General features: G+C 33.7%; 20 protein-coding genes. 12 read left to right on the top strand and 8 right to left on the bottom strand.

What is annotated here, in order from left to right:
- Positions 1 to 46: 46 nt before the first annotated feature.
- Positions 47 to 1,390: an NADP-specific glutamate dehydrogenase gene (gene gdhA / locus ACFO3N_RS13205; protein WP_379798393.1), complete on the bottom strand. Its 1,344-nt coding sequence runs from the start codon at positions 1,388 to 1,390 to the stop codon at positions 47 to 49.
- A 327-nt stretch (positions 1,391 to 1,717) separates the two neighbouring features.
- On the opposite strand from gdhA, the gene ACFO3N_RS13210 reads away from it, so the two are divergent.
- A complete protein-coding gene (locus tag ACFO3N_RS13210; RefSeq protein ID WP_379798395.1) occupies positions 1,718 to 2,509 on the top strand; it encodes a THC0290_0291 family protein in 792 nt (263 codons plus the stop codon).
- 172 nt (positions 2,510 to 2,681) lie between these two features.
- On the opposite strand, the gene ACFO3N_RS13215 is transcribed toward ACFO3N_RS13210, so the two are convergent.
- Positions 2,682 to 3,824 (bottom strand): cystathionine gamma-synthase, encoded by a 1,143-nt coding sequence (locus ACFO3N_RS13215; RefSeq protein ID WP_379798397.1) that lies wholly within the window; start codon positions 3,822 to 3,824, stop codon positions 2,682 to 2,684.
- Positions 3,825 to 3,928: 104 nt separating this feature from the next.
- Here ACFO3N_RS13215 and ACFO3N_RS13220 point away from each other — a divergent pair, with 104 nt between their 5' ends.
- Entirely contained in the window at positions 3,929 to 4,672 is a 744-nt protein-coding gene (locus tag ACFO3N_RS13220; protein WP_379798399.1) for a DUF3298 and DUF4163 domain-containing protein, read from the top strand.
- Between the two features lie 198 nt (positions 4,673 to 4,870).
- On the opposite strand, the gene ACFO3N_RS13225 is transcribed toward ACFO3N_RS13220, so the two are convergent.
- The 3 genes from ACFO3N_RS13225 to ACFO3N_RS13235 all read right to left on the bottom strand — a co-directional run bounded on the left by ACFO3N_RS13225 (position 4,871) and on the right by ACFO3N_RS13235 (position 7,891).
- The gene (locus tag ACFO3N_RS13225) at positions 4,871 to 6,016 is read right to left on the bottom strand and encodes an ATP-binding protein (RefSeq protein WP_379798401.1); all 1,146 of its coding nucleotides are present in this window, start codon (positions 6,014 to 6,016) and stop codon (positions 4,871 to 4,873) included.
- Positions 6,017 to 6,125: 109 nt separating this feature from the next.
- A complete protein-coding gene (locus tag ACFO3N_RS13230) occupies positions 6,126 to 6,881 on the bottom strand; it encodes an SDR family NAD(P)-dependent oxidoreductase (protein WP_379798403.1) in 756 nt (251 codons plus the stop codon).
- Positions 6,882 to 7,015: 134 nt separating this feature from the next.
- Complete coding sequence (locus tag ACFO3N_RS13235) at positions 7,016 to 7,891, bottom strand: aldo/keto reductase (protein ID WP_379798405.1); 876 nt, start codon at positions 7,889 to 7,891, stop codon at positions 7,016 to 7,018.
- A gap of 212 nt (positions 7,892 to 8,103) precedes the next feature.
- Between ACFO3N_RS13235 and ACFO3N_RS13240 the strand changes: the two genes are divergently transcribed.
- The 9 genes from ACFO3N_RS13240 (at position 8,104) to ACFO3N_RS13280 (ending at position 17,959) form a co-directional block, all read left to right on the top strand.
- Complete coding sequence (locus ACFO3N_RS13240) at positions 8,104 to 9,108, top strand: AAA family ATPase (RefSeq protein ID WP_095928410.1); 1,005 nt, start codon at positions 8,104 to 8,106, stop codon at positions 9,106 to 9,108.
- A gap of 138 nt (positions 9,109 to 9,246) precedes the next feature.
- A complete protein-coding gene (locus tag ACFO3N_RS13245; protein ID WP_095928411.1) occupies positions 9,247 to 10,110 on the top strand; it encodes a DUF58 domain-containing protein in 864 nt (287 codons plus the stop codon).
- A gap of 74 nt (positions 10,111 to 10,184) precedes the next feature.
- Positions 10,185 to 10,541: a four helix bundle protein gene (locus ACFO3N_RS13250; RefSeq protein ID WP_379798409.1), complete on the top strand. Its 357-nt coding sequence runs from the start codon at positions 10,185 to 10,187 to the stop codon at positions 10,539 to 10,541.
- A gap of 87 nt (positions 10,542 to 10,628) precedes the next feature.
- On the top strand, positions 10,629 to 12,266 hold the full coding sequence (locus tag ACFO3N_RS13255) for a hypothetical protein (RefSeq protein ID WP_379798411.1): 1,638 nt from the start codon (positions 10,629 to 10,631) through the stop codon (positions 12,264 to 12,266).
- Complete coding sequence (locus tag ACFO3N_RS13260) at positions 12,266 to 13,267, top strand: vWA domain-containing protein (RefSeq protein ID WP_379798413.1); 1,002 nt, start codon at positions 12,266 to 12,268, stop codon at positions 13,265 to 13,267. Before ACFO3N_RS13255 ends, ACFO3N_RS13260 begins: the two co-directional genes overlap by 1 nt.
- Before the next feature lie 150 nt (positions 13,268 to 13,417).
- Positions 13,418 to 14,452 (top strand): vWA domain-containing protein, encoded by a 1,035-nt coding sequence (locus ACFO3N_RS13265; RefSeq protein WP_379798415.1) that lies wholly within the window; start codon positions 13,418 to 13,420, stop codon positions 14,450 to 14,452.
- Between the two features lie 39 nt (positions 14,453 to 14,491).
- Positions 14,492 to 15,253: a tetratricopeptide repeat protein gene (locus ACFO3N_RS13270; RefSeq protein ID WP_379798417.1), complete on the top strand. Its 762-nt coding sequence runs from the start codon at positions 14,492 to 14,494 to the stop codon at positions 15,251 to 15,253.
- 108 nt (positions 15,254 to 15,361) lie between these two features.
- Complete coding sequence (locus ACFO3N_RS13275; RefSeq protein WP_379798419.1) at positions 15,362 to 17,110, top strand: BatD family protein; 1,749 nt, start codon at positions 15,362 to 15,364, stop codon at positions 17,108 to 17,110.
- Positions 17,111 to 17,212: 102 nt separating this feature from the next.
- Positions 17,213 to 17,959 carry a tetratricopeptide repeat protein gene (locus ACFO3N_RS13280; protein WP_379798421.1) on the top strand — a complete coding sequence of 249 codons (747 nt, stop codon included), beginning with the start codon at positions 17,213 to 17,215 and terminating at the stop codon, positions 17,957 to 17,959.
- 83 nt (positions 17,960 to 18,042) lie between these two features.
- On the opposite strand, the gene ACFO3N_RS13285 is transcribed toward ACFO3N_RS13280, so the two are convergent.
- The 3 genes from ACFO3N_RS13285 to ACFO3N_RS13295 all read right to left on the bottom strand — a co-directional run bounded on the left by ACFO3N_RS13285 (position 18,043) and on the right by ACFO3N_RS13295 (position 21,665).
- Positions 18,043 to 19,590, bottom strand: coding sequence for a vWA domain-containing protein (locus tag ACFO3N_RS13285; RefSeq protein WP_379798423.1), 1,548 nt, complete (start codon positions 19,588 to 19,590; stop codon positions 18,043 to 18,045).
- Between the two features lie 541 nt (positions 19,591 to 20,131).
- The gene (locus tag ACFO3N_RS13290) at positions 20,132 to 20,701 is read right to left on the bottom strand and encodes a 5-formyltetrahydrofolate cyclo-ligase (protein WP_379798425.1); all 570 of its coding nucleotides are present in this window, start codon (positions 20,699 to 20,701) and stop codon (positions 20,132 to 20,134) included.
- On the bottom strand, positions 20,688 to 21,665 hold the full coding sequence (locus tag ACFO3N_RS13295) for a succinylglutamate desuccinylase/aspartoacylase family protein (RefSeq protein WP_379798427.1): 978 nt from the start codon (positions 21,663 to 21,665) through the stop codon (positions 20,688 to 20,690). Before ACFO3N_RS13295 ends, ACFO3N_RS13290 begins: the two co-directional genes overlap by 14 nt.
- Positions 21,666 to 21,802: 137 nt before the next feature.
- Here ACFO3N_RS13295 and uvrC point away from each other — a divergent pair, with 137 nt between their 5' ends.
- Positions 21,803 to 23,596, top strand: a complete 1,794-nt coding sequence (gene uvrC, locus ACFO3N_RS13300) for an excinuclease ABC subunit UvrC (protein WP_379798429.1) — start codon at positions 21,803 to 21,805, stop codon at positions 23,594 to 23,596.
- Position 23,597: the final 1 nt, after the last annotated feature.

The following is a 23,597-nucleotide window of genomic DNA, read 5'->3' on the forward strand; positions in this document are numbered from 1 at the left end:
ATCTTATTAAGATAACGAGGGTAATTTTAAATATTGCAATTAAATCTTAAACTACACCTTGTGCAAGCATAGCATCGGCAACTTTTACAAATCCGGCAATATTAGCTCCTTTTACGTAGTTAACATATCCGTCTTCTTCTGCACCGTATTTTTTACATTGGTTATGAATTCCGATCATGATTTCTTTCAATCTTAAGTCTACCTCTTCACTAGTCCAGTTTAAACGAATTGAGTTCTGAGTCATTTCTAATCCTGAAGCAGCAACTCCACCAGCATTTGCAGCTTTTCCTGGCGCGAACAACACTTTACTATCTAAGAAAAGTTTAATAGCATCTAAAGTAGAAGGCATATTGGCAGCTTCCGTAACACATAAAACGCCATTATCTATTAATTTCTTAGCATCGTCACCATTCAATTCATTTTGAGTAGCGCATGGAATAGCGATATCTACTTTTACTTCCCAAGGGCTTTTTCCTTTGTGGAAAATAGCATTTGGATATTTCTCTAAATATCTTTCTGCTCTATTATCTCCAGTAGCTCGCATTTCAACCATGTGGTCAATTTTTTCTCCAGAGATACCTTCTTCATCGTAAATATAACCATCAGGTCCAGAAATAGTAACTACTTTTCCTCCCAGTTCATTTACTTTTAAAGCAACACCCCAAGCCACATTTCCGAATCCAGAAATAGCAACTCTTTTTCCTTTAATTTCATGACCAATTGTACGAAGCATTTGATCTGTAAAGTAAACTACTCCATATCCTGTAGCTTCTGGTCTAATTAATGAACCTCCGTAAGCCAAACCTTTTCCAGTTAAAACTCCTGTAAATTCATTTCTAATTCTTTTGTATTGACCAAATAAGTAACCTATTTCACGTGCACCAACACCAATATCTCCAGCTGGAACGTCAAGATCTGGACCAATATGACGGCATAATTCTGTCATGAATGACTGGCAGAAACGCATAATTTCAGCATCAGATTTTCCTTCTGGATCAAAATCAGAACCTCCTTTTCCACCTCCCATCGGAAGTGTTGTCAAACTATTTTTAAATACTTGTTCAAATGCCAAGAATTTTAAAACTGATAAGTTCACCGAGTGATGAAATCTAATTCCTCCTTTGTAAGGTCCAATTGCAGAGTTCATTTGAATTCTGAAACCTCTATTCACAATAATTTCCCCTTTATCGTCTACCCACGGAACTCTGAATATTATTGATCTTTCTGGTTCAGCGATTCTTAAAAGGATATTTTTTCCGTCATACTTTTTACGCTCAGATATAAACGGAATTACAGTTTCTGCGAATTCTCTAACTGCTTGAAGAAATTCTGGCTCGTTTGGATTTTTTGACTCAACAAGAGCCATAAATTCATTTATTTTTTGTTCCATCTTTAAAATAAATTTTCAGATAATTTAGATTTAATTTTTACTCTTATAAAAAATAAGAAACTACGTTTAAGAAAACGTTTTCGTTTTAACGGACAAAGATATATCAAATAATGATTCGATGTTACATTTTTCACTTTTTTGAAGCGATTTGTGTTTTTTTCAAACAATAGAAAAAAACGCATTTTACCTGTAGGTGTTTACACGCAAAACACCTTTTAAAAGTTAGTAAATTAAGTATTTTGCTAGTTATTTTTCAATACAGCAATTTAATATTTTGAATCGATTATGTTTTTTATATATTTGCCGAGATTTGTAAGCCCCTAAAAAATGCCTAAGCACCTATTTATCACATTATTTGCCTTATTGGGCATATCAACTGCTGTATCAGCACAAGGATTAGCCCAAGAGATCGGAATCTACGCAGGACCTGTAACTTTACAGTCCGATTTTGGAGAAAGAAACAACTTTGATAATAATGTCGGAAACACAGGTTTTGGCATTGGAATCATGCACTTTATAAACTTTTCTGCCAATAACAATAGAGAAAATTTTTTCACAGAACATTTTAAAGTAAGATCTGATCTGTCTTACAGCAGAACCACTTTAAAACATCATGGGAAATGGGTTGATTATAAGCCTAATGGTTTATTTGCAACACAATTAAGAAACATGCATGCAAGTTCTAGTATAGTAAGCTTGGGAGCACAGATGGAATTTTCTCCTTTTATGAAAATCCACGATTTCGAAAACACAGTTGGTAGCTTCAGTCCGTATGGAGCTGTAGGGTTCCAGGTGAGCTACTATTCAGCAAAAGTTGGATCACATTTAGGAGACATTACACTTCCTGCTAATACACCAGGAAAATACTTAACTCCATCTGATGGACGTGCACATGGTTTTTCTACAGAAACTGGTGTAGCTTTAGCGGCAACAGCAGCAGTAGGTGTACATTATAAACTAACTGAAATGAGTGATTTAATGTTTGAAACTCGTTTTCATATGTACAGTTCAGACTGGATTGACGGATTAAACCCAAATAAAGATATTTATAAAGAAAACAAATCTAACGATTGGCAGGTTTGGTTTAACTTCGGATACATCTACTATTTAGAATTCTAAAAAAGTTTAATCTCAAAATATAAAAAATCCCAAATTCCAAAACTATTCATTGGAATTTGGGATTTTTCATTAGACATTTTAGCGCCTTCTATTCTAAGAAATTTTAAAATACGAAATCCCAAACTCCGAAAGAAAAAATTGGAATTTGGGATTTTCTTATTTGGAATTTATACTAAGCTAAAGCTTGTTCTAAATCGGCAATTAAATCTTCTGCATCTTCGATACCAACACTCAATCGAACTAAATCATCTGTAATGCCTACTTCTGCTCTTTTATCTGCAGGAATAGAAGCGTGAGTCATTAAAGCAGGATGATTAGCCAATGATTCAACTCCGCCAAGAGATTCTGCCAAAGTAAACACTTTCAATTTTTCTAAAAATGCGATAGAATCTTCTTTCTTCCCAGACTTAAAATCAAAAGAAACCATTCCTCCAAAAGCTTTCATTTGCTTCTTCGCAATTTCGTGAAACGGATGATTCTTTAAACCTGGATAATAAACCGTTTTAATTTTAGGATGGTTGCTCAAATATTCAACTACTTTTTCTCCATTTTCACAATGTCTTTGAACTCTTAAAGCTAACGTTTTGATTCCTCTTAAAACCAAGAAACTATCCATTGGCCCAAGAGTTGCTCCTGTAGCAAATTGCTGAAAATGCAATTGATCTCCAAGTGCCGCGTCTTTTACAATTAATGCTCCAGCAATAACATCAGAATGACCTCCTAAATATTTGGTCGCAGAGTGCATTACAATGTCTGCTCCTAAATCTAAAGGTTTTTGCAAATAAGGCGTTGCAAAAGTATTATCAACAGCAAGAAGAATTTTTTTCTCTTGAGTAATTTTTGCAATTTCTTGAATATCTGCCAATTTCATCAACGGATTTGTTGGTGTTTCTACCCAAATTAACTTCGTATTTTCGTTAATTAAACTTTTCAGTTTTTCGATATTCGTCATATCAACAAAATGAAATTTAATACCCGAATCTTTATAAACACGAGAAAACATTCTGTAGGTTCCGCCATATAAATCATCCATCGCAATGATTTCGTCTCCAGCTTTAAAAGATCTTAAAACGCAATCTGTAGCTGCAAGACCAGACGAAAATGCTAATCCGCGAGTTCCGTTTTCAATACTAGCCAGCGCCTCTTCTAAAGCCGTACGTGTCGGGTTTGAAGCTCTACTATATTCGTAATCTGCCAAAGGTTTCCCTGGACTTGTTTGTACAAATGTTGAAGTTTGATACACTGGCGGCATAACAGCGCCGGTACTTGGATCATGATGCTGTCCTCCGTGAATAACTTTTGTATTGAATTTCATATAGTTATAAATTTTAAATCCTTAATTCTTTTACAAATTTACCGCTTAATTTATTTTATCGCGACACAACTTCTTACCTTTGTAGATAATTAACACTTTTTGATATGAAAAATTCATTATTTATACTCTTTTTGTGTTTGATTTTTACAAGTTGCAAAAAAGAGCTTTCATTTGAGAATGAAACATTTGAAGAGAAATCTACCGTCCCATGCAAAAATGATTGCCCAAAAATCACCATAGAAGTTCCAATTGCTAAAAATGTTAAAGTAACCTCAGACAGCATTAATAAAAAAGTATTTGCCGTCATTAAAGAGATTGTGTTTTTTGAAGACGATTCGGTAAAAGTTGATGGCTACAAAGCATTGGCAAAATCTTTTATTGCCTCCTATCAAGAAATGCATCAAAAATTCCCAAACGATACCTTTGGCTGGGAAGCAAAAATCATTGGAAATGTCGAATTTGAATCGGACCAGATTTTAAACCTTAAAATTGACCATTATACTTTTACTGGCGGCGCTCACGGTTATCAAGGTTATCGCTCTTTATTATTCGATAAAAAAACAGGAAAAACCATTTTCAATAATCAGTTATTTAAAAACGAAAATGAGTTTAAAAATTTCGCTGAGAAAACATTCAGATCAAAATATAAAATCCCAGAAAAAGCTAATATCAACGCTACAGGTTTAATGTTTGAAAACGACAAATTTCAATTGCCTCAAAACATTTTTTACACCTCCGAAGGTTTGCTTTTATATTACAACTCATACGAAGCGGCATCCTACGCAGATGGCCCAAAAGAACTTATATTTCCGTATGAAGAAATAAAGAAATATTTGAATTTTCAATAGAAAAATAAAATCAAGATGTTTTTATCCCTTATCTAACACAATCTTTGTCGATATGCTGGACCTAGACGCACTGCGGTGCGTCTCTACAGAAAAACTTTGTCAATAAAAAAATCCAAAATGTTAAATGCATTACTATACGTCTCTACAGAAAAACCTTTGTCACTTTGTCACTTTGTTTCTCTGAACCTCTGCACCTTTTTATTGAACATCATATTTCATTTTTCTTAAAACCCTCAAAGCTTCTTTAAATGAAGAGTACACATTTTTATACGGTTTTAAAAGCAATTTTGCATCTATCAATTTTTGTCGGGCATCCTCAAAACCATTCAAATGACAAATCATAAAAGTTGACGGCAGATTTTCCAGATCTTTCATTTCACGATCAGATAACGCAATTTCTTTTTGAAGTTTTCCGAGCAAAGCCATATTTGAATTATAAATATGATACAACATTTTCCGGTTGAACTCTGGTGGCTGAAAAAGCATTTGGCGATCTATTTTATAATAACCATTATCAAAGAAATGAATCGTTTGTTCTTCTAACGGATAATAACTCGTTTTGTCATTTAATCCCAGCGGAACATATTCTGTAATGGTAAAAGTATCATCATTATATTGTATTGTAACAACATCTTGTGCCGAATAAAAAAGCTTAATTTGTTCGTTTATCAATTCGATATCTACGCGAGACAAATACGTTTTATCACGTAATTTTTTCGGAACTCCAGCCCAACAAATCACGAATAATTCTTTAAAAACACGGTATTTTGGCGACATATCTTTATGTCTGAAATTCATAAAATCGATAACGCCGTCTAAAGTATATTGAATACTGTTTCGAGAGCTATTTTCTATTCCGATTACCGTTTCTGTATTTTGATTGCTCTTTTCGATTACCTCATGTTCTTCTAGAGGAATTGAATTACTGCCACGTCTCACAAAAACACTGTTAGCAAGAATGGTATGAATTCCTTTTTTAAAATAAGAGATTTTACTTTTAGGCTTTATGGTAACCAGACCAATTACTTTGTCTTTTGGAAGATTTGGAAAAGGGACGTTTTCGTATTGAATTTTTGGAGGATTTTCTAGAAAGGCATTCACCAGATTCTGAATTCGGCTGTCATCGAAGAAATCATCCCCGACAATCTCATTATCCTGATCTTCTACTCCAACAACGATATAAGAATTATTGTTTGGGTTGGAATTGGATAACGCGCAAATGTGTTTTAGAAACTTGCCCTTCCCTTCGCGCGAATGAAGATTCAACTGCCTTTTCTTATCATAAAAACTGCTTTCGTCATTATGAGCGAGGAGATTTTTAATTAAAAGGCGCTTATTAATCATTCTTTTTAGATTATTAGACTGACTTAGATTTTTAGACTTCTCAGATTGATTTTCAGTTTCCTAAGTTAAACTAAAGATCCGACTTTCTAAGAAGTCTAATAATCTAGTTTTAAATATTCTTTTTAACAATCGTCGAAGAGGCCTGTGCTGTACTCATAACAACCAGATCGGCAATATTTACATGATAAGGTCGTGAAACTACAAAGTGAATAATATCAGCAATATCTTCTGCCTGTAACGGATCAAATCCTTTATAAACATTTGCTGCTCTTTCAACATCTCCTTTAAAACGAACTTCGCTAAATTCAGTTGCTACCATTCCTGGATGAATTCCTCCAACTCTAATTCCAAACGGGTTTAAATCGATTCGCATTCCTGCAGTAATAGCATCAACGGCATGTTTAGAACCACAGTATACATTCCCATTTGGGTAAACCTCTTTTGCTGCTGTTGATCCAATATTAATAATATGCCCCGATTGTCTTTCGACCATTTGTGGAATTATCGCTTTTGAAACATACAAAAGACCTTTCACATTAATATCAATCATGGCATCCCAATCGTCTAAATTTCCATTTTGAATCGGATCTAAACCATGGGCATTTCCTGCATTATTAATTAAAACGTCAATCGCAGAAAAATCGTTTGGCAAAGCACCTATTTTTTCTAAAACTTCCTCTTTATTACGAACATCAAATTCTAAAGAATATACTTCTGTAAAAGCCGAAAGTTCTTTCTCGAGTTCTTCTAAACGGTCTTTACGCCTTCCGCAAAGGATAACTTTATAATTGTTTTTTGCCAGAATCTGAGCGGTTGCTTTTCCAATTCCGCTTGTAGCACCAGTAATTAAAACTGTTTTTTTCATTTTGTTGATTTCATTTTGCCACAGATTAAAAGGATTTAAATGATTTTTCAATCTGTGAAAATTCTTTTAATTTGTGGCTACTATTTTTTTACGCGTTTAACTGAATACTGTCACTGCGACTGAATACTTAAAAATTAAGGCACATCATCGCCCATACTTTCAGTCCAGATAGCAAACCAATCTTCTTTATCCATTTCTAATTCAACTGCTTTTGACAGAGATTGAATTCTGGCAACGTTAACAGTTCCTGCAATAGGAATAACTCTTGCTGGATGTTTTAAAATCCATGCTAATAAAAGTGTATCTGCACCTAAATGATATTTCTCTAATAAAGTAGAAAACAGTTTTTTTAAACGGCGAGTTTGTTTTGTATCTTCTCTAAAAACCGTTCCTAGTGGATTCCATGATAAAGGTCGAATTCCGTTAGTCTGCATATAATCTAAACTTCCGTCAGTCATTGCTTCATAATGCGTAGCAGAAAACTGAACTTGATTATAGCTTACTTCTGTTTTCTGACGAATCAATTCAGTTTGTGAGCTTGTAAAGTTTGAAAGTCCAAAATCAATAATTTTTCCTTCTCCTTTTAATTTCTCAACCGCTTCTGCAATTTCATCAGCCTGCATTAACGGACTTGGTCTGTGAAGTAAAAAAACATCTACATAATCTGTTTTTAAATTCTTCAAAGATGTTTCTACAGACTTAATAATATAGTCTTTGGAATAATCGTAATGTTTGATTTTGTTTTCGGGGCGTTTATCAGCAATCATCTGAATTCCGCACTTGGTAATTAATTGTAATTTTTCACGATCAATTTTACTTGCGTGAAAGGCTTTTCCAAAATCGGCTTCGGTCGTATACGAACCGTAAATATCCGCGTGATCAAAAGTCGTAATTTTGTTTTCGATACTCACCTGTATCATGTTTTCCATTTCTTTAGTTGTAAGGTTTTTATCCCAAACTCCCCAATTCATAGTGCCCGAAATTATAGGCGATAAGACTGTTTTGCTCATAATAATTATGCGTTATTTTTGGTAATAATTATGCTTTACTAAAACATAATCATCAAAGTTCTTAAAAATATAAAAATAGATTCACAATTAGTCCTTAAAATTAGGTCTTTGGTCGAAGTTTTAACCATTCTTTAACATCTTACTTCTTAAAAAATATTCAATTTGCACTCTCAAAAATTAGGCGTTAAAATCAAGGTTTTAAAAATATTTATATGGAAGAAAATACAACGACTTTAGACATTAGAGCGATAAATGAAAAAATTGAGAGAGAAAGTGCTTTTATAGACCTTCTTACAATGGAAATGAACAAAGTTATTGTGGGTCAGAAACATATGGTCGAGCGTCTATTGATCGGATTACTTGGACAAGGGCATATTTTATTGGAAGGAGTTCCTGGTCTGGCAAAAACTTTAGCCATCAACACGCTTTCTCAAGCAGTTCAAGGATCTTTCAGCCGTATCCAGTTTACGCCAGATTTATTACCTGCCGATGTTATCGGAACCATGATTTACAATATTAAAGCAAATGAGTTCTCAATTAAAAAAGGACCAATTTTTGCCAATTTCGTACTTGCGGATGAGATTAACCGTGCTCCAGCAAAGGTTCAATCTGCTTTATTAGAGGCGATGCAGGAGAAACAAGTTACTATTGGTGACACTACATTTAAATTAGACCGTCCGTTTTTAGTATTAGCAACACAAAACCCAGTTGAGCAAGAAGGAACGTATGCACTTCCTGAAGCACAAGTTGACCGTTTTATGTTGAAAACTGTTATTGATTATCCAAAAATTGATGAAGAACGTTTTGTAATTCGTCAAAACTTAAAAGGAACTTACGAAAAAGTAAATCCGGTAGTTTCCGTAGATCAGATTCTACGTGCTCAGGAAGCTGTTCGTGAAGTTTATATGGATGAAAAAATCGAGAAATATATTCTTGATATTATTTTCGCTACACGTTACCCAGAAAAATACAAATTAGCCGATTTAAAACCGCTTATCAGTTTTGGAGCTTCTCCTCGTGGAAGTATCAACTTGGCTAATGCTGCTAAATGTTATGCTTTTATCAAACGTCGTGGTTATGTAATTCCAGAAGACGTTCGTGCAGTTGTTCACGATGTATTACGTCACAGAGTTGGAATCACTTACGAAGCAGAAGCAGAAAACATCACTTCTGTAGACATTATCAACAAAATCGTTAACGAGATTGAGGTACCTTAAAAAAAGTGCTCAGTGTTCAGATTTTTAGTATTCAGTAAAGACTGTAACTGAATCTCTGAACACTAACAAAGACAGAAAGACCTTTTAGAATTTGAACTTACTGAACACTTTCTAACTGATCACTGAACACTAAAAAAAATGGATACAAAAGAGCTTTTAAAAAAAGTACGGAAAATAGAAATCAAAACGAAGAGACTGAGTAATCATATCTTTTCGGGAGAATACCACTCTTCATTTAAAGGACGAGGAATGACGTTTAGCGAGGTGCGTCAATACCAATACGGAGATGATATTCGTAACATCGATTGGAATGTAACCGCACGCTACAATGAAGCTCACGTTAAAGTATTTGAAGAAGAACGCGAATTAACCATGGTTTTAATGGTCGATATTTCGGGTTCGGAATCTTTTGGTTCTAAAAATCAATTCAAGAAAGACATCGTAACCGAAATTGCGGCAACGATGGCTTTTTCGGCTACACAGAATAATGACAAAATTGGTTTAATCTTATTTTCTGATACTGTAGAATTATATATTCCGCCTAAAAAAGGACGTTCACACGTACTACGCATCATTCGTGAATTGATCGAATTTGAACCAAAAAGTCATAAAACAGACATTGCTCAAGCCTTGAAATTCTTATCTGGAACCCAGAAAAAGAAAGCTATTATTTTTATGATTTCTGATTTTATGTCTGATTCTTATGAGCATACATTAAAGATTGCTTCAAAAAAACATGACATTACAGGTGTTCGTGTGTACGATATTCGCGAAGAAAGAATTCCAAATTTAGGAATGGTAAACATGCTGGATGCCGAAACCGGAAAAATACAATTGGTTGATACAAGTTCTAAAGCTGTTCGAATGAATTATGAAAAACATTATCAAGAAAAGCTGAATTACTTTAAAGATACTTTCCGTAAATCTGGAGCAGGAATTGTCAACACCAGAGTTGACGAAAATTATGTAACTAAACTATTAGGCTATTTCAAATCGAGATAAGTATTTTTGATTTTTGATTAACGATTTTTGATTTATGATGTGTGTGATTTGAGATTAAAGGAAGTATTTAAGAAATGACTAAACAAGAATTAGAAAACAGATTGATTGATTTTGCAGCAACAATTATAATTATAGCAAGTAAGTTTGAGAAAAATTATGCAGGAAATCATTTGTCAGGACAAATAATCCGATCGGGAACATCGCCAGCGCTAAACTACGGTGAAGCGCAAAGTGCAGAGAGTAAAAAAGATTTTATTCATAAAATGGGAATTTGTCTGAAAGAATTAAGAGAAACATTTGTTTGTTTGAAAATAATAGAAAAAGCAAATTTATCAACAGACAAAGAAAGTTTAATGCAAGTAAAAATAGAAGCAAATCAATTAATTTCCATTTTTGTGTCCAGCATTAAAACATCAAAAAATAATTCATAAAAATTAAAGATTACTATTTTAGAAAACTATTGACAATCCTTGGAAAAATCAAAAATCAAAAATCGTTAATCTTCAATCGTTAATCAAATGAAATTTAAACTTTATATATTTTTATTCCTTTTTTCTACTATGATTTTTGCTCAGCAAAAACAAGTAGAAACGAGTATTGATACCACCAAAAATAAGATTGGTGCCGAGTTCAAACTGACCCTGAAAACAGTTGTAACTTCAACATCAAAAGTTGAATTTCCTAAACTTAAAAATATTGGTTCGTTAGAAGTTATCCAGTCTTATCCAATTGATACGGTTAAGAAAGATGCCACTAATTACGAACTTATAAAAAAATATGGTTTAACGCAGTTTGATTCTGGCCGTTACACGATTCCGAGCATCAAAATTTTAATTGATAAAAAACCTTTTTACTCTGATTCTATTAAAGTTGAAGTAGCCGCTGTAAAAGTTGATACTTTACAGCAGAAAATGTACGACATTAAAGACATTTCTTCTGTTGATGAAGGAATGGGAAATTGGTGGATTTACACTTTAATAGTTCTAGCAATTTTAGGAATTGGTGGTTTCGTTTATTGGTATGTTAAAAAACGTCAGTTGAAAAAAATCGAAGAAGAAGTTTATAAAACGCCAATAGAAAAAGCAACTAGTTTATTAAACAACTTAGAACAAAAAGAACTGGTTCAAAAAGGAGAAATTAAAGAATACTATAGCGAACTGACCGATATTGCTAGAAATTATATTGAAGAAGCCATTCACATTCCAGCAATGGAAAGTACTACTTCTGAGTTAATTACTGCGATTAGAGAAGCTTCGACCAAAAAGAAAATGACGCTTACGCCGGAAACGGTTGAAAATTTAGAACGCGTTTTACGTCAGGCCGATTTGGTAAAATTTGCCAAATCTAAACCGCTTGATTTTGAAATTACTGATGATAGAAATAAAATACAGAAAGTAATTTTAACCCTAGATAATGCAATTCCAACTGAAGCTCCAGAAGAAATTGAAGATCAGTTATTAAACGAAGCGCAAAGACAAAGACAAATTCAGGCACAGCTTAAGAAACAGCGTAATGCACGAATTGGTTATGCGGTTGCAGCTATCATACTTTTATTGTTTGCTACAACCACTTTCTTTGTGGTTACCAAAGGTTTCAATTATGTAAAAGATAACGTAATTGGCCACCCTTCAAAAGAATTATTAGAAGGCGAATGGGTAAAAAGTGCTTATGGAAGCCCTGCTGTTCTTATTGAAACGCCAAAGGTTTTAAAAAGAATGGACGCGCAAAAAGTACTTCCAAAAGAAGCAATGGCACTTATCAAAGAAATGCAACTTTTTACATACGGAAGTATGGTTGACAATTTTTACGTAACGGTTTCTACATCTAAATTCAAACAGCCAACAGATATTGATTTAAGTAAAACTCTTGAGGGTAATCTAAAAATTATCGAGGCTCAAGGCGGACAAAATATTATATTAAAACAAGAAGATTTTCAAACAAACGAAGGTATTCAGGGAGTAAAAGGTTACGGAACAATGACTGTTTTGAATCCAGCAACCAAAACGAGTACAAAAGCATATTATGAATTGTTACTTTTCAAACAAGATCAAGGTTTACAGCAAATCCTGATTTTGCACGAAGAAGGCGATACTTATGCAAATGAAATCACGACCCGAATATTAAATTCTGTTGAACTTCAAAGAGCAAACAACTAATGAGCAAGATCACTTTTTTAAATCCAGAGTTCCTTTGGTTGTTTCTATTAATTCCGATTGCGATAATCTGGTTTTTCTGGAAACGCAACCAGCAGTCGGCTACCTTAAAAATGAGTTCGACAGCAGGATTTCAAAATAATGAATCGTTTTGGATCAAGTTCAAACCTGCTTTATACGTTTTCAGAATTCTCGCTTTAAGCTCATTAATTATAGCATTGGCACGCCCAAGAACTGTAGACATTAGTAACCAGACTAAAACAACAAAAGGAATTGATATTGTAATGGCAATTGACGTTTCTGGATCTATGCTGGCGAAAGATTTAAAGCCAAACCGTATGGAAGCTTTAAAACGAGTTGCGGCAGATTTCGTTGGAGAAAGACCAAACGACAGAATCGGATTGGTTTTATACGCTTCTGAAGCTTACACCAAAACCCCTGTTACCAGCGATAAAGCAATCATTCTTGAAGCAATAAAAGGAATTAAATACGACACGGTTTTACAAGACGGAACAGGAATTGGAATGGGATTGGCAACTGCTGTAAATCGTTTGAAAGATAGCAAAGCAAAAAGCCGTGTAATTATTTTACTTACTGACGGTGTTAACAATGCTGGTTTTATCGAACCAGAAACTGCCGCTGATATTGCAAAACAATACGGAATAAAAGTTTACACAATTGGTCTTGGAACAAACGGAATGGCAGAATCTCCATACGCATACGCACCAAACGGAGGTTTCTTATTTAAAATGCAAAAAGTTGAAATCGATGAAAGGTTGATGAAAAGTATTGCACAAAAAACAGACGGAACATACTTTAGAGCAACAAGCAATGATAAATTAGCAGAAATATACAAATCGATCAATAAACTGGAAACGACAGAAATTCAGGAACTGAAATTCTACGATTACGACGAAAAATACAGGTTTTTTGTCTTATTTGCAGGTTTAATGTTATTGCTTGAAGTTGGATTAAGAAATACGGTTTACAGAAGCTTTATTTAATTTTGAAAAAATTAAAAAATCCCAATTCTAAAAATTCCAAATAACAAATTGGAATTTGGAATTTGGAATTTTTAGAATTGGAGCTTAAAACAAGTTTGGAATTTGGAATTTATCTCAGCATTATTTGAGATTGGAATTTTAAAAAAATTTATGGAATTAGACGAAAAAAAATATTTATATCTCTTATTACTTATCCCAATTGTGGTATGTATTTTTCTTTTCAATATGTATTGGAAAAGAAGAACGCAACGTGAATTTGGTGATTTGGAAATGGTAAAAAGATTGAGCCCTGAGAAATCGGTTTTTAAACCTGTTTTAAAAATTGTTGTAATTCTTTTGGCCCTTACTTGTTTGATTATTGGCTTGGTAAATCCGAAAATCGGAACCAAAATGGAAACCGTAAAACGAGAAGGTATTGATATTGTTTTTGCTGTCGACGTTTCTAAAAGTATGCTTGCAGAAGACGTTGTTCCTAGCCGTTTGGATAAAAGCAAACAATTGGTTTCTCAGATCATTAATAATTTAGGAAGCGATAGAATCGGAATTGTTGCTTACGCAGGAAGTGCTTTCCCAGTTTTACCAATCACATCAGATTACAGCGTTGCAAAAATGTTCTTGCAAAGTATGAATCCAGGAATGGTTTCATCTCAAGGAACATCTTTGGACGAGGCAATTAAACTGTCTTCTACTTATTTTGATGAAAAGAGTAAGACCAGTAAATTATTAATTCTGATTTCTGACGGTGAAGATCATTCTGAAGGCGCAACTGCCGCGGCAGAAGAAGCCAATAAATTAGGAATGAAAATCATTACAATTGGTGTTGGAACAGAAAGAGGAGGAACAATTCCGTTAAAAGAAAATGGTGTTGTAAGAGGCTATCAAAAAGACCAAAACGGAGAAACAGTTATTACCAAATTAAATCAAGAAGGTTTAAAAACAATTGCAAAAGCAACAAAAGGTGGTTATGTTTACGGCGGAAGTACGAAAGAAGTTTTAGAATATGTAAAAAATGCTTTGAACAATATTCAGAAAACAGAATTTGAAGCTACACAAATGGCAGAATTTCAATCGCAGTTCCAATGGTTTATCGGATTTGCATTTTTACTGCTTTTCCTAGACATTTTCTTATTAGAAAGAAAAACAAACTGGATCAAAGAGTTGGATTTATTTAATGAAAAGAAATAAATGTTCAGAGTGAAATTCAGAACAGAAAACAAAATTAGAATGAAAAATTTAATCCTTTATATTTTACTAACGGTTTCTTTTGCTGCTGCTGCACAAGAAAAGGACAAATCATTGCCTGCTGGTAATGAAGAATATAAACAGAATAAATTTACTGATGCTGAAGCAAACTATAGAATTTCGGAATCAAAATTTCCTAAAAAATCAGTAGCTCCATATAATTTAGGAAATACCATTTATAGACAAAATCAGATTTCGGAAGCTAAATTTGCTTACACGAAAGCGATAAAAAATGCCAAAACGAGACCTGAAAAACACAAGGCTTATCATAACCTTGGAAATACTTTCATGAAAGAGAAAGATTATTCTCAAGCCGTTGAAGCTTACAAACAAGCACTTCGTAACGACCCTACTGATGATGAAACACGTTACAATTATGCTTACGCAAAACAAAAATTAAAAGAGAATCCTCCTAAAAACGATCAGAAAGATAAAAATAAGGACAAAGACAAGGATAAGGATAAAAACAAAGATAAAGACAAGGACAAAAATAAAGATAAAGACAAGGATAAAAAAGACGATAAAGGCGACCAAGATAAAGACAAAAAAGACGGTAAAAACGATCCTAAGAAAGATGACAAATCTGACAATCAAGGAGAGCCAAAACCACAGCCTGGAGGAATATCAAAAGAACGTGTTCAGAATTTGCTTGACGCTGTAAATAATGAGGAAAAGAAAATTCAGGACAAAGTAAATGCTCAAAAAGTAAAAACTAATCCTAAGAAAACAGAAAAAGACTGGTAAAATTTGGTTAATCGTTTAACCGTTAATTTGTTTATTTGATCCAAACAATACGATTAAACAAAATAACGTTTAAACGATTAAGCATTAAAAACAACGATTAAACAAGTAATGAAAAGATATTTAATTCTATTTCTAATCACTTTTCAAGGACTTATGGCTCAAGTACAATTTGAAGCCAGAGTCAGCAAAAACTCGCTTGGAATAAATGAAAGACTTCGCATCGACTTCATCATGAATGTTGACGGAGATAATTTCGAGCAACCTTCTTTTGAGGGGTTTAAAATGGTCGCAGGACCAAGCCAACAGATTAGTCAGTCTTGGATAAATGGGCGAAGCTCTTTTCAAAAAATATATTCTTATATCTTGCAGCCTGAGAGAAAAGGAGTTGTCACCATTAAGCAGGCCGCAATAGAATTCAACGGTCAGGTTTACAAAACAAATCCGATTAAGGTTACTGTGACCAATGCCGTGGCTCAAGAAAGAGATCCAAACGACAGACCTCCAGGATCTGGAAATGAATTATTGACTCTTGTTGCCGAAATTTCAAAAACAAATCCATATCTAAACGAACCAATAACAGCGGTTTACAAATTGTATTTCAATAATATTGGAGTTACAGGATTTAAAGAATTGGCCAAACCTAAATACAATGATTTCTGGAATCAGAACATTGACATCAAACAATTGGCAATTGAAGAAGGAAATTTCCAAGGCCAAAAATGTTATTATGTTATCCTGAAAAAGACCATTTTATATCCTCAGAAATCAGGAAAACTTACTATTGAACCTCTTTCACTAGATATTGGTGTGCAATTGCCAACAAATCGCCGTGATATGTTTGGTCAAATGATTATTACAGAAGACAATAAAGTAGTTTCTGCTGGAGCAAAAACAATCAATGTTAGACCTCTTCCTGAAAGCACAAAACCAGAAGGATTTACTGGAGCTGTCGGAAGACTGAATTTTACCGTTACTCCATCAAAAACAACGCTTAAAAATGGCGAAGGTCTTGACTTAATCGTAAGTGCGCAAGGAACTGGAAATATGAAGTTGTTTACGCTTCCAAAACCAGTTGTTCCAAATGCATTAGAAATGTATGATCCTGTTCATGACGAGCAAGTAACTACTTCTCTAAGCGGCATGTCTGGAAGAATTACAGACAAATACACTATTGTACCACAATACCGAGGAAAATATGCGATAAAACCAATGCAGTTCTCCTATTTCGATTTGAGCTCTGGAACTTATAAAACCATTACTTCAAAAGAAATTATGATTGATGTCATGGACGGTCCAACGCCTGCGGAAGCAAATCCAGGAGCATCGGCTTCTAAAAATGCGGTGGCGAAAGCAGATCAATTCAAAAACATTAAATCTAGAACAGCATTAATTCCTATTGAGAAAAAAGATTTTTATGATTCGAACTTATATTTAGGATTATTGTTTGCTCCATTTATCATTATTCCGATAATCATTTTAGCTAGAAAGAAAAAAGAAGCTATGGATAGTGATGTTACTGGAAACAGAATTAGAATGAACAATAAGCTGGCTAAGAAATATTTATCGCAAGCGAAAAAACATCTTAATAACAAAGAGCCTTTCTATATTGCACTTGAAAAAGCAATGCATAATTTCTTGAAAGCAAAACTACATATTGAAACTTCAGAAATGAGTAAAGACAATATTAGAGAATTGCTGTTATCTAGAAATGCAAATCCAGAAACGGTTCAAAATTTTATTGCTCTAACTGAAAACTGCGAATTTGCACGTTATGCACCAGCATCGAGCGCTTCAATTCAGCAGGATTATGATAAGGCTGTATTGATTATTTCTGAATTAGAAAAACAGATTGTTTAATTTTTTTTACGCAATCCCGATAGCTATCGGGAGCTAAGAAAATTGATTTAGATTGAGTCGAATTTAAGTTCGCAAAGTTGATAATCTTTATTACAATAGAAAATGAAAAACATACTATATCTCTTTTTATTCATCTCGCAGGTTTTCTTTGCGCAAGGTCGCTTTGAATCGGCCAATGCATTGTACCAAAAAGGACAATATAAAGAAGCGGCGCAGGTTTATGAAAACATCATAAAAGAAGATAAATTACATTCTGCCGAAGTGTATTTTAATCTTGGAAATTGTTATTACAAACTAAATCAGGTTGCACCTTCGATTTACAATTATGAAAAGGCTTTGGTTCTTAAACCAAACGATCCTGAGACGTTAAACAACTTAAAATTTGCCAAAAAACTAACGATTGATGAAATCAAAGAAGTTCCAAAAGTAGGTTTTGCCAAACTGATTCAGAACTTTACTTCTATTTTTGATTATAATACTTGGGCTAAAATTTCTGTTGCGCTTGGTTTTGTGTTTTTATTGAGTTTTATTGGATATTATTTTTCGAACGCTACACTTGCAAAAAGAATTTATTTTGTCGGAATGTTTATCGTTTTGGTGGCTTTTGCTTTAAGCATCTCAGCGGGAATGTCTGAAAAAAATCATTTTGAAAACGATCGTGTAGCCATTGTTTTTTCTGAATTAAGCCAAGTTAGACATGAACCTAAAAAATCTTCGACTGGAATTATTTTATTGCATGAAGGAGCGAAAGTGTATGTTTTGGAAAGTATTGCAGGCTGGAAAAAAATCGAATTAACAGACGGAACGCAAGGTTGGATAGATTCTTCAACTGTCAAAGAGGTAAAATAAAGTTTTAAAATATTAAATATAGAAATCCCAAATTCCAATAACTGCTTTGGAATTTGGGATTTTTACATTATTTGGAATTTAAATTAGTTCACCGCATCAACCAATCTTACAAACTCAGATCGATAACCTTCTTCGTCGTTTGACAAACCCGATTTTGCCAATCTTTTGATATCAGAACTTGAACTGTTTGCTATGTATTTTGAGTCACGCAATTTTAGTCCAAACCAAGAAACAGCGGTTGTGAATTTGAAATCTGGAGAGCTGTTTTCTAAGTTCGTTTTTTGATCTGCAATTACATTTACGATTTCAATGCTTTTATTGCCATCAGGTTTTTTATATCTAAATTTTACTGTAGCCAATTCATCACTATGATTTTCAGCTACTTTCTGCGTTTTAGTATATTTTAAATCTGAAGGGACATAATCACTTTCTACGCCAATCGGAACAATCTCATACAAAGCCGTAACCGAGTGTCCGCTACCTAATTCTCCTGCATCAATTTTATCATTTTTAAAATCTTCTGCATTTAATTTTCTGTTTTCATAACCAATCAATCGATACGCTTGAACGTGATTCGGATTAAATTCGATTTGGATTTTTACATCTTTCGCGATAGCAAACATTGATCCTTTAAATTCTTTTCCAAGAAAACGATTTGCTTCTTGAATGTTATCAATGTAAGCATAATTTCCATTTCCTTTATCGGCAAGAATTTCCATTTTACTGTCTTTGTAATTTCCCATTCCAAATCCAAGAACGGTTAAGAAAACTCCAGATTCTCTTTTTTGTTCGATCAATTTCAGCATATCATCATCAGAAGAAGCGCCAACATTCAAATCACCGTCAGTAGCTATCACCACTCTATTATTTCCTTCTTTAATAAAATTCTGCTGTGCCAATTTGTAGGCTAATTCGATTCCTTCTCCTCCTGCCGTGCTTCCACCTGCATGTAAATCATCAAAAGCATCCATAATTTCGTCTTTATTATCTCCAGAAGTAGGTTCTAAAACTACTCCAGCAGATCCTGCATAAACTACAATCGAAACTTTATCAATGCTTCTCAGTTCTTTTACCAAAACTTTCATCGATTCTTTTAGCAAAGGCAATTTATTCTGTTCATCCATCGAACCCGAAACATCAACCAAAAAAACCAAATTAGTAGCTGGCAGATTTGCCATAGGAATATCTTTTCCTTGCAAACCAATCTTTAGTAATCGGCTGTTTTTATTCCAAGGACAATCACTGTATTCTGTATTAATAGAAAACGGATGCTGACCCTCTGGCTGTGGATATTTGTATTTAAAGAAGTTAATCATCTCTTCCACACGAACGGCATCTTTAGGTACTTTTTGCCCTTCGTTTATAAATCGGCGGATATTGGTATAGGATGCATTATCAACATCAATAGAAAAAGTAGAAAGCGGTTCTTTTAGGGGAGATTCAAAAGGATTTTCTTCCAATCCTGCGTAGCTTTCTGTATTTGGTTCAATGTACATTTCCTCTGGAATTGCATCTGTTACAGCTGCAGCAGAATCAACTGTCTCGTAACTTTGGTCTGGTGCATACGCTTTCTTACAGCTGAAAATAGTAAGTACAAGGAATGCCATCATAAAGAAATTAAGATTTCTCATAAAGTAAATTTTTAAAAATTAATAAAAGGTTATAGGCTTCAAATAAGGACTAGCATTCCGGATGTACTAGAGGCGATTATTTGCATTTTTTCGAGTAAGCAAAATCGTGCCAAAAAATTTAAAAATCCTTTTCTTACGTGAAAATAAATTGAGAAACCTTGATTTTAAAGGGATTTGGTGTAGAAATTTTTTTTGTGAAATGCGAATATTTTTTTGCCACAGATTAAAATGATTAAATAGATTAATCTTTTTGAATCCTCTAATCTGTGGCATTATTTTTTTGCATCCAATTAATCGGCAAACATTGTGTTAGACGCACTGCGGTGCGTCTCTACAATAAAATGGGTGTAAAAAATTAAATGTGTGTTTTTTTGCCACAGATTAAAATGATTAAATGGATTAATCTTTTTGAATCCTCTAATCTGTGGCATTATTTTTTTGCATCCAATTAATCAGTAAACATTGTGTTAGACGCACTGCGGTGCGTCTCTACAATAAAATGGGGTATAAAAAATTAAATGTGTATTTTTTTGCAATTAAATTAAAACTGATAAATCTTTTCTGGCGTTACGCAATAATCCAACTTGATATCCGACTCAAAAACATCATCAATCTGATTTATGGCTTCAAAAAAAGAAAGTCCAATTTTGATGGTTTCGGGTTTGCATTCGGCAAGAAATTTATCATAAAAACCTTTTCCGTAACCAATTCTATTTCCAAAAACATCAAAAGCTAAAAGTGGTACAAAAACTACTTCAACTTTAGAAGACGGAACTTCAATTCCATCTACAGGTTCAGGAATGTTGTATTCGTTCTTTTTGATTTTAGTATTATCCGTTAAAAGAAAATGAGTCATTTTTCTGGTTTCGAAATCACTTTTAGAAATCAGGATTTCTTTGTCTTTTCCAGAAAGCAAATGCAGAACAAATTCCGTATTAACTTCTTTATGCTCTTCAATTGGAAGAAATACATGATAATAAATTTTATCCCAAATCGGCATTTGGATTAATTGGTTTGCAATTGCCAAACTCTTCTCTTCTACTTCATCAAAAGAAAGTGCTTTACGGAAATTTTTATATTCTATTCGGAGTTCTTTTTTACTCGTCGGCATTGTCTGGAGTTTTAGATAAATGATAAATAGCATCGCCTTCATAAACAATTGGCGAATGATTGGCATTAATTACATAACCATCGTGCGGCGCTTTGATTTTTTGTTCAAACTTCCCAAACGGATCTGTAATAATAGCCAAGATAGTGCCTTTGGTTACAAATTTTCCGATCAAGTTAAAATCATGAAGCAAACCCGAACATTTTGCTCGAAGCCAAACCGATTGTTTAATATAAATTGAAGGTGTTAAGGCGGGTTCCATAATTTGTTTAGAATCTAACATTCCTAAATAATGGAGCAAACGTTTTGTTCCCAAAACACCTTGATTTGCAATTTCATTATTGATATCTAAAGATTTTCCACCTTCAAAAAGAAGCATTTTTACATTGGCACTTTCAGAGGTTTTTCTAAAAGAACCATTTATATTTTTAGAATAAAGTGTAAATGGCGCATTAAAAATATCGGACAAAACTTTAAGTTCAGGATTGTTTTCTGTGATTCTAATTTGCGGTGCGTTAAATCGGCTTGCTCCGCCCGCATGAAAATCGACTGCATAATCTAAAATTGGCAAAATTTCTTCGACAATATGATAGGCAAATCGGCTGGCAAGCGAACCTTTTTTACTTCCTGGAAAAACACGATTCAAGTCGCGCCCATCTGGAAACTCGCGAGATTTATTCACAAAACCATACATATTAATCACCGGAATGCAGATTATAGTACCGCGTGCAGGTCTGTTGATTTTTTTACTGATAATCTGACGAACAATTTCAACACCGTTAATTTCGTCTCCGTGTATTCCGGCAGAAAATAAAACAGTCGGACCTTCGTTCTTGGAACGACGAACAATAACAGGAATATTTAGTTTTGTTGTAGTATGAAGCCGAGCAATTTCGACGTTTATCGTTCTGTGTTCTCCCGGCAAAATCGATTCGCCAAAAATAACCAATGGAGTACTATTTTTCATGTAGAATTATAAAATCTAAATATAGAAATTATTCTTTTGATTTTGTAAATTTGAAACTAATTCAATGTTAAGCTTCATTTGGAAATCGGAATGGTTTTTGAAAAAAGCTTTTCGAGTATCTTCACACATAAAAAAGAATGCAAAAACCAGCCTTAGATCTTCAAATTTTAACTTTACCAGACAATCCTGGCGTCTATCAATATTATGATAAAGACGGGAAAATCTTGTATGTCGGCAAAGCTAAAAATTTAAAAAAAAGGGTTTCTTCTTATTTCAATAAAATTCACGATACTGCCAAGACAAATGTACTGGTAAAAAAAATCGTTACGATAAAACACATCGTAGTTCCAACAGAAACCGATGCGCTTTTATTAGAAAATAATTTAATTAAAACCCTACAGCCGCGATACAATGTACTTTTGCGTGATGACAAAACGTATCCGTGGATTTGTATTAAAAAAGAACCTTTTTCGAGAATATTTTCAACTCGAAACATGATCAAGGACGGCTCTGAATATTTTGGTCCCTACACCAGTTTCAAAACAGTACATACTATTTTAGATTTAATAAAAGAATTATATCCGCTGCGAACTTGCAATTATGACTTGAGCGCATCTAATATTAATTCAGGAAAATTTAAAGTTTGTCTAGAATATCATATTGGCAATTGCAAAGGCCCTTGCGAAGGTTTGGAGCCATTGGAAGAATACCAAAGACAGGTTAATGCGATTCGCGAAATCTTGAAAGGAAACTTCAAAGAAAGTTTAAAGGATTTCAAGAAAGTAATGAATACTTATGCGCAGAATTTACAATTTGAAGAAGCGCAAAAAATCAAAGAAAAGATTGAAGTTTTAGAGAATTATCAATCTAGGTCTACCATTATCAATCCGAAAATTACCAATATTGATGTTTTCTCTATTATTTCTGACGAAAGTGCGGCTTATGTCAACTTCCTTCAGATTTCTCATGGTTCAATTATTCGTTCGCACACTTTAGAAATGAAGAAAAAGCTGGATGAAAGTGATGAAGAATTATTAGAATTGGCGATTATAGAACTTCGCGAGCGTTTTCAGCTATTATCAAAAGAAATCATTGTTCCTTTTGAAATGGATTTGGGCGAAAACATTAAAATAACTGTTCCTCAGCTTGGAGATAAAAAACAGATTTTAGATTTGTCAATTCGAAATGCTAAATTTTATCGAATCGAACAATTAAAGCAATTACAGATTGTAGATCCAGATCGTCATGTGAACAGAATTATGGCGCAGATGCAGAAAGATTTACGTCTTCCTGTTGAACCAAGACATATAGAATGTTTTGATAACTCGAACATTCAGGGAACAAATCCTGTTGCGGCTTGCGTGGTTTTTAAAGACGGAAAACCAAGCAAAAAAGATTATCGCCATTTTAACGTTAAAACTGTTGAAGGCCCCGACGATTTTGCTTCGATGACCGAAATTGTTTATCGCCGTTACAAAAGATTATTAGACGAAAATCAGCCTTTGCCTCAGCTAATAATCATTGACGGTGGAAAAGGACAATTATCATCGGCTTTAAAAAGTATTGATGAATTAGGTTTACGCGGTAAAATTGCCATTATCGGAATCGCAAAACGTTTGGAAGAGCTTTTCTATCCTGGAGATTCGATTCCACTTTACTTGGATAAAAAATCGGAAACCTTAAAAGTCATTCAGCATTTAAGAAACGAAGCGCACCGATTTGGAATCACATTTCACAGAGACAAACGAAGCAAATCGGCACTTAATTCTTCTGTTGAAAGCATTCCTGGAATTGGCGAAAAAACCATGCTTGCTTTGATTCAGCATTTTAAAAGTGTTAAAAGATTAAAATTGGCTACAGAAAAAGAAATTTCAGACGTTATAGGTGTTTCTAAAGCCAAAAAAATTGTCGACTTTTACAAAACCAATTAAA

Source organism: Flavobacterium chungangensis (assembly GCF_042654045.1).
In the GTDB taxonomy this organism is placed as follows: domain Bacteria; phylum Bacteroidota; class Bacteroidia; order Flavobacteriales; family Flavobacteriaceae; genus Flavobacterium; species Flavobacterium chungangensis.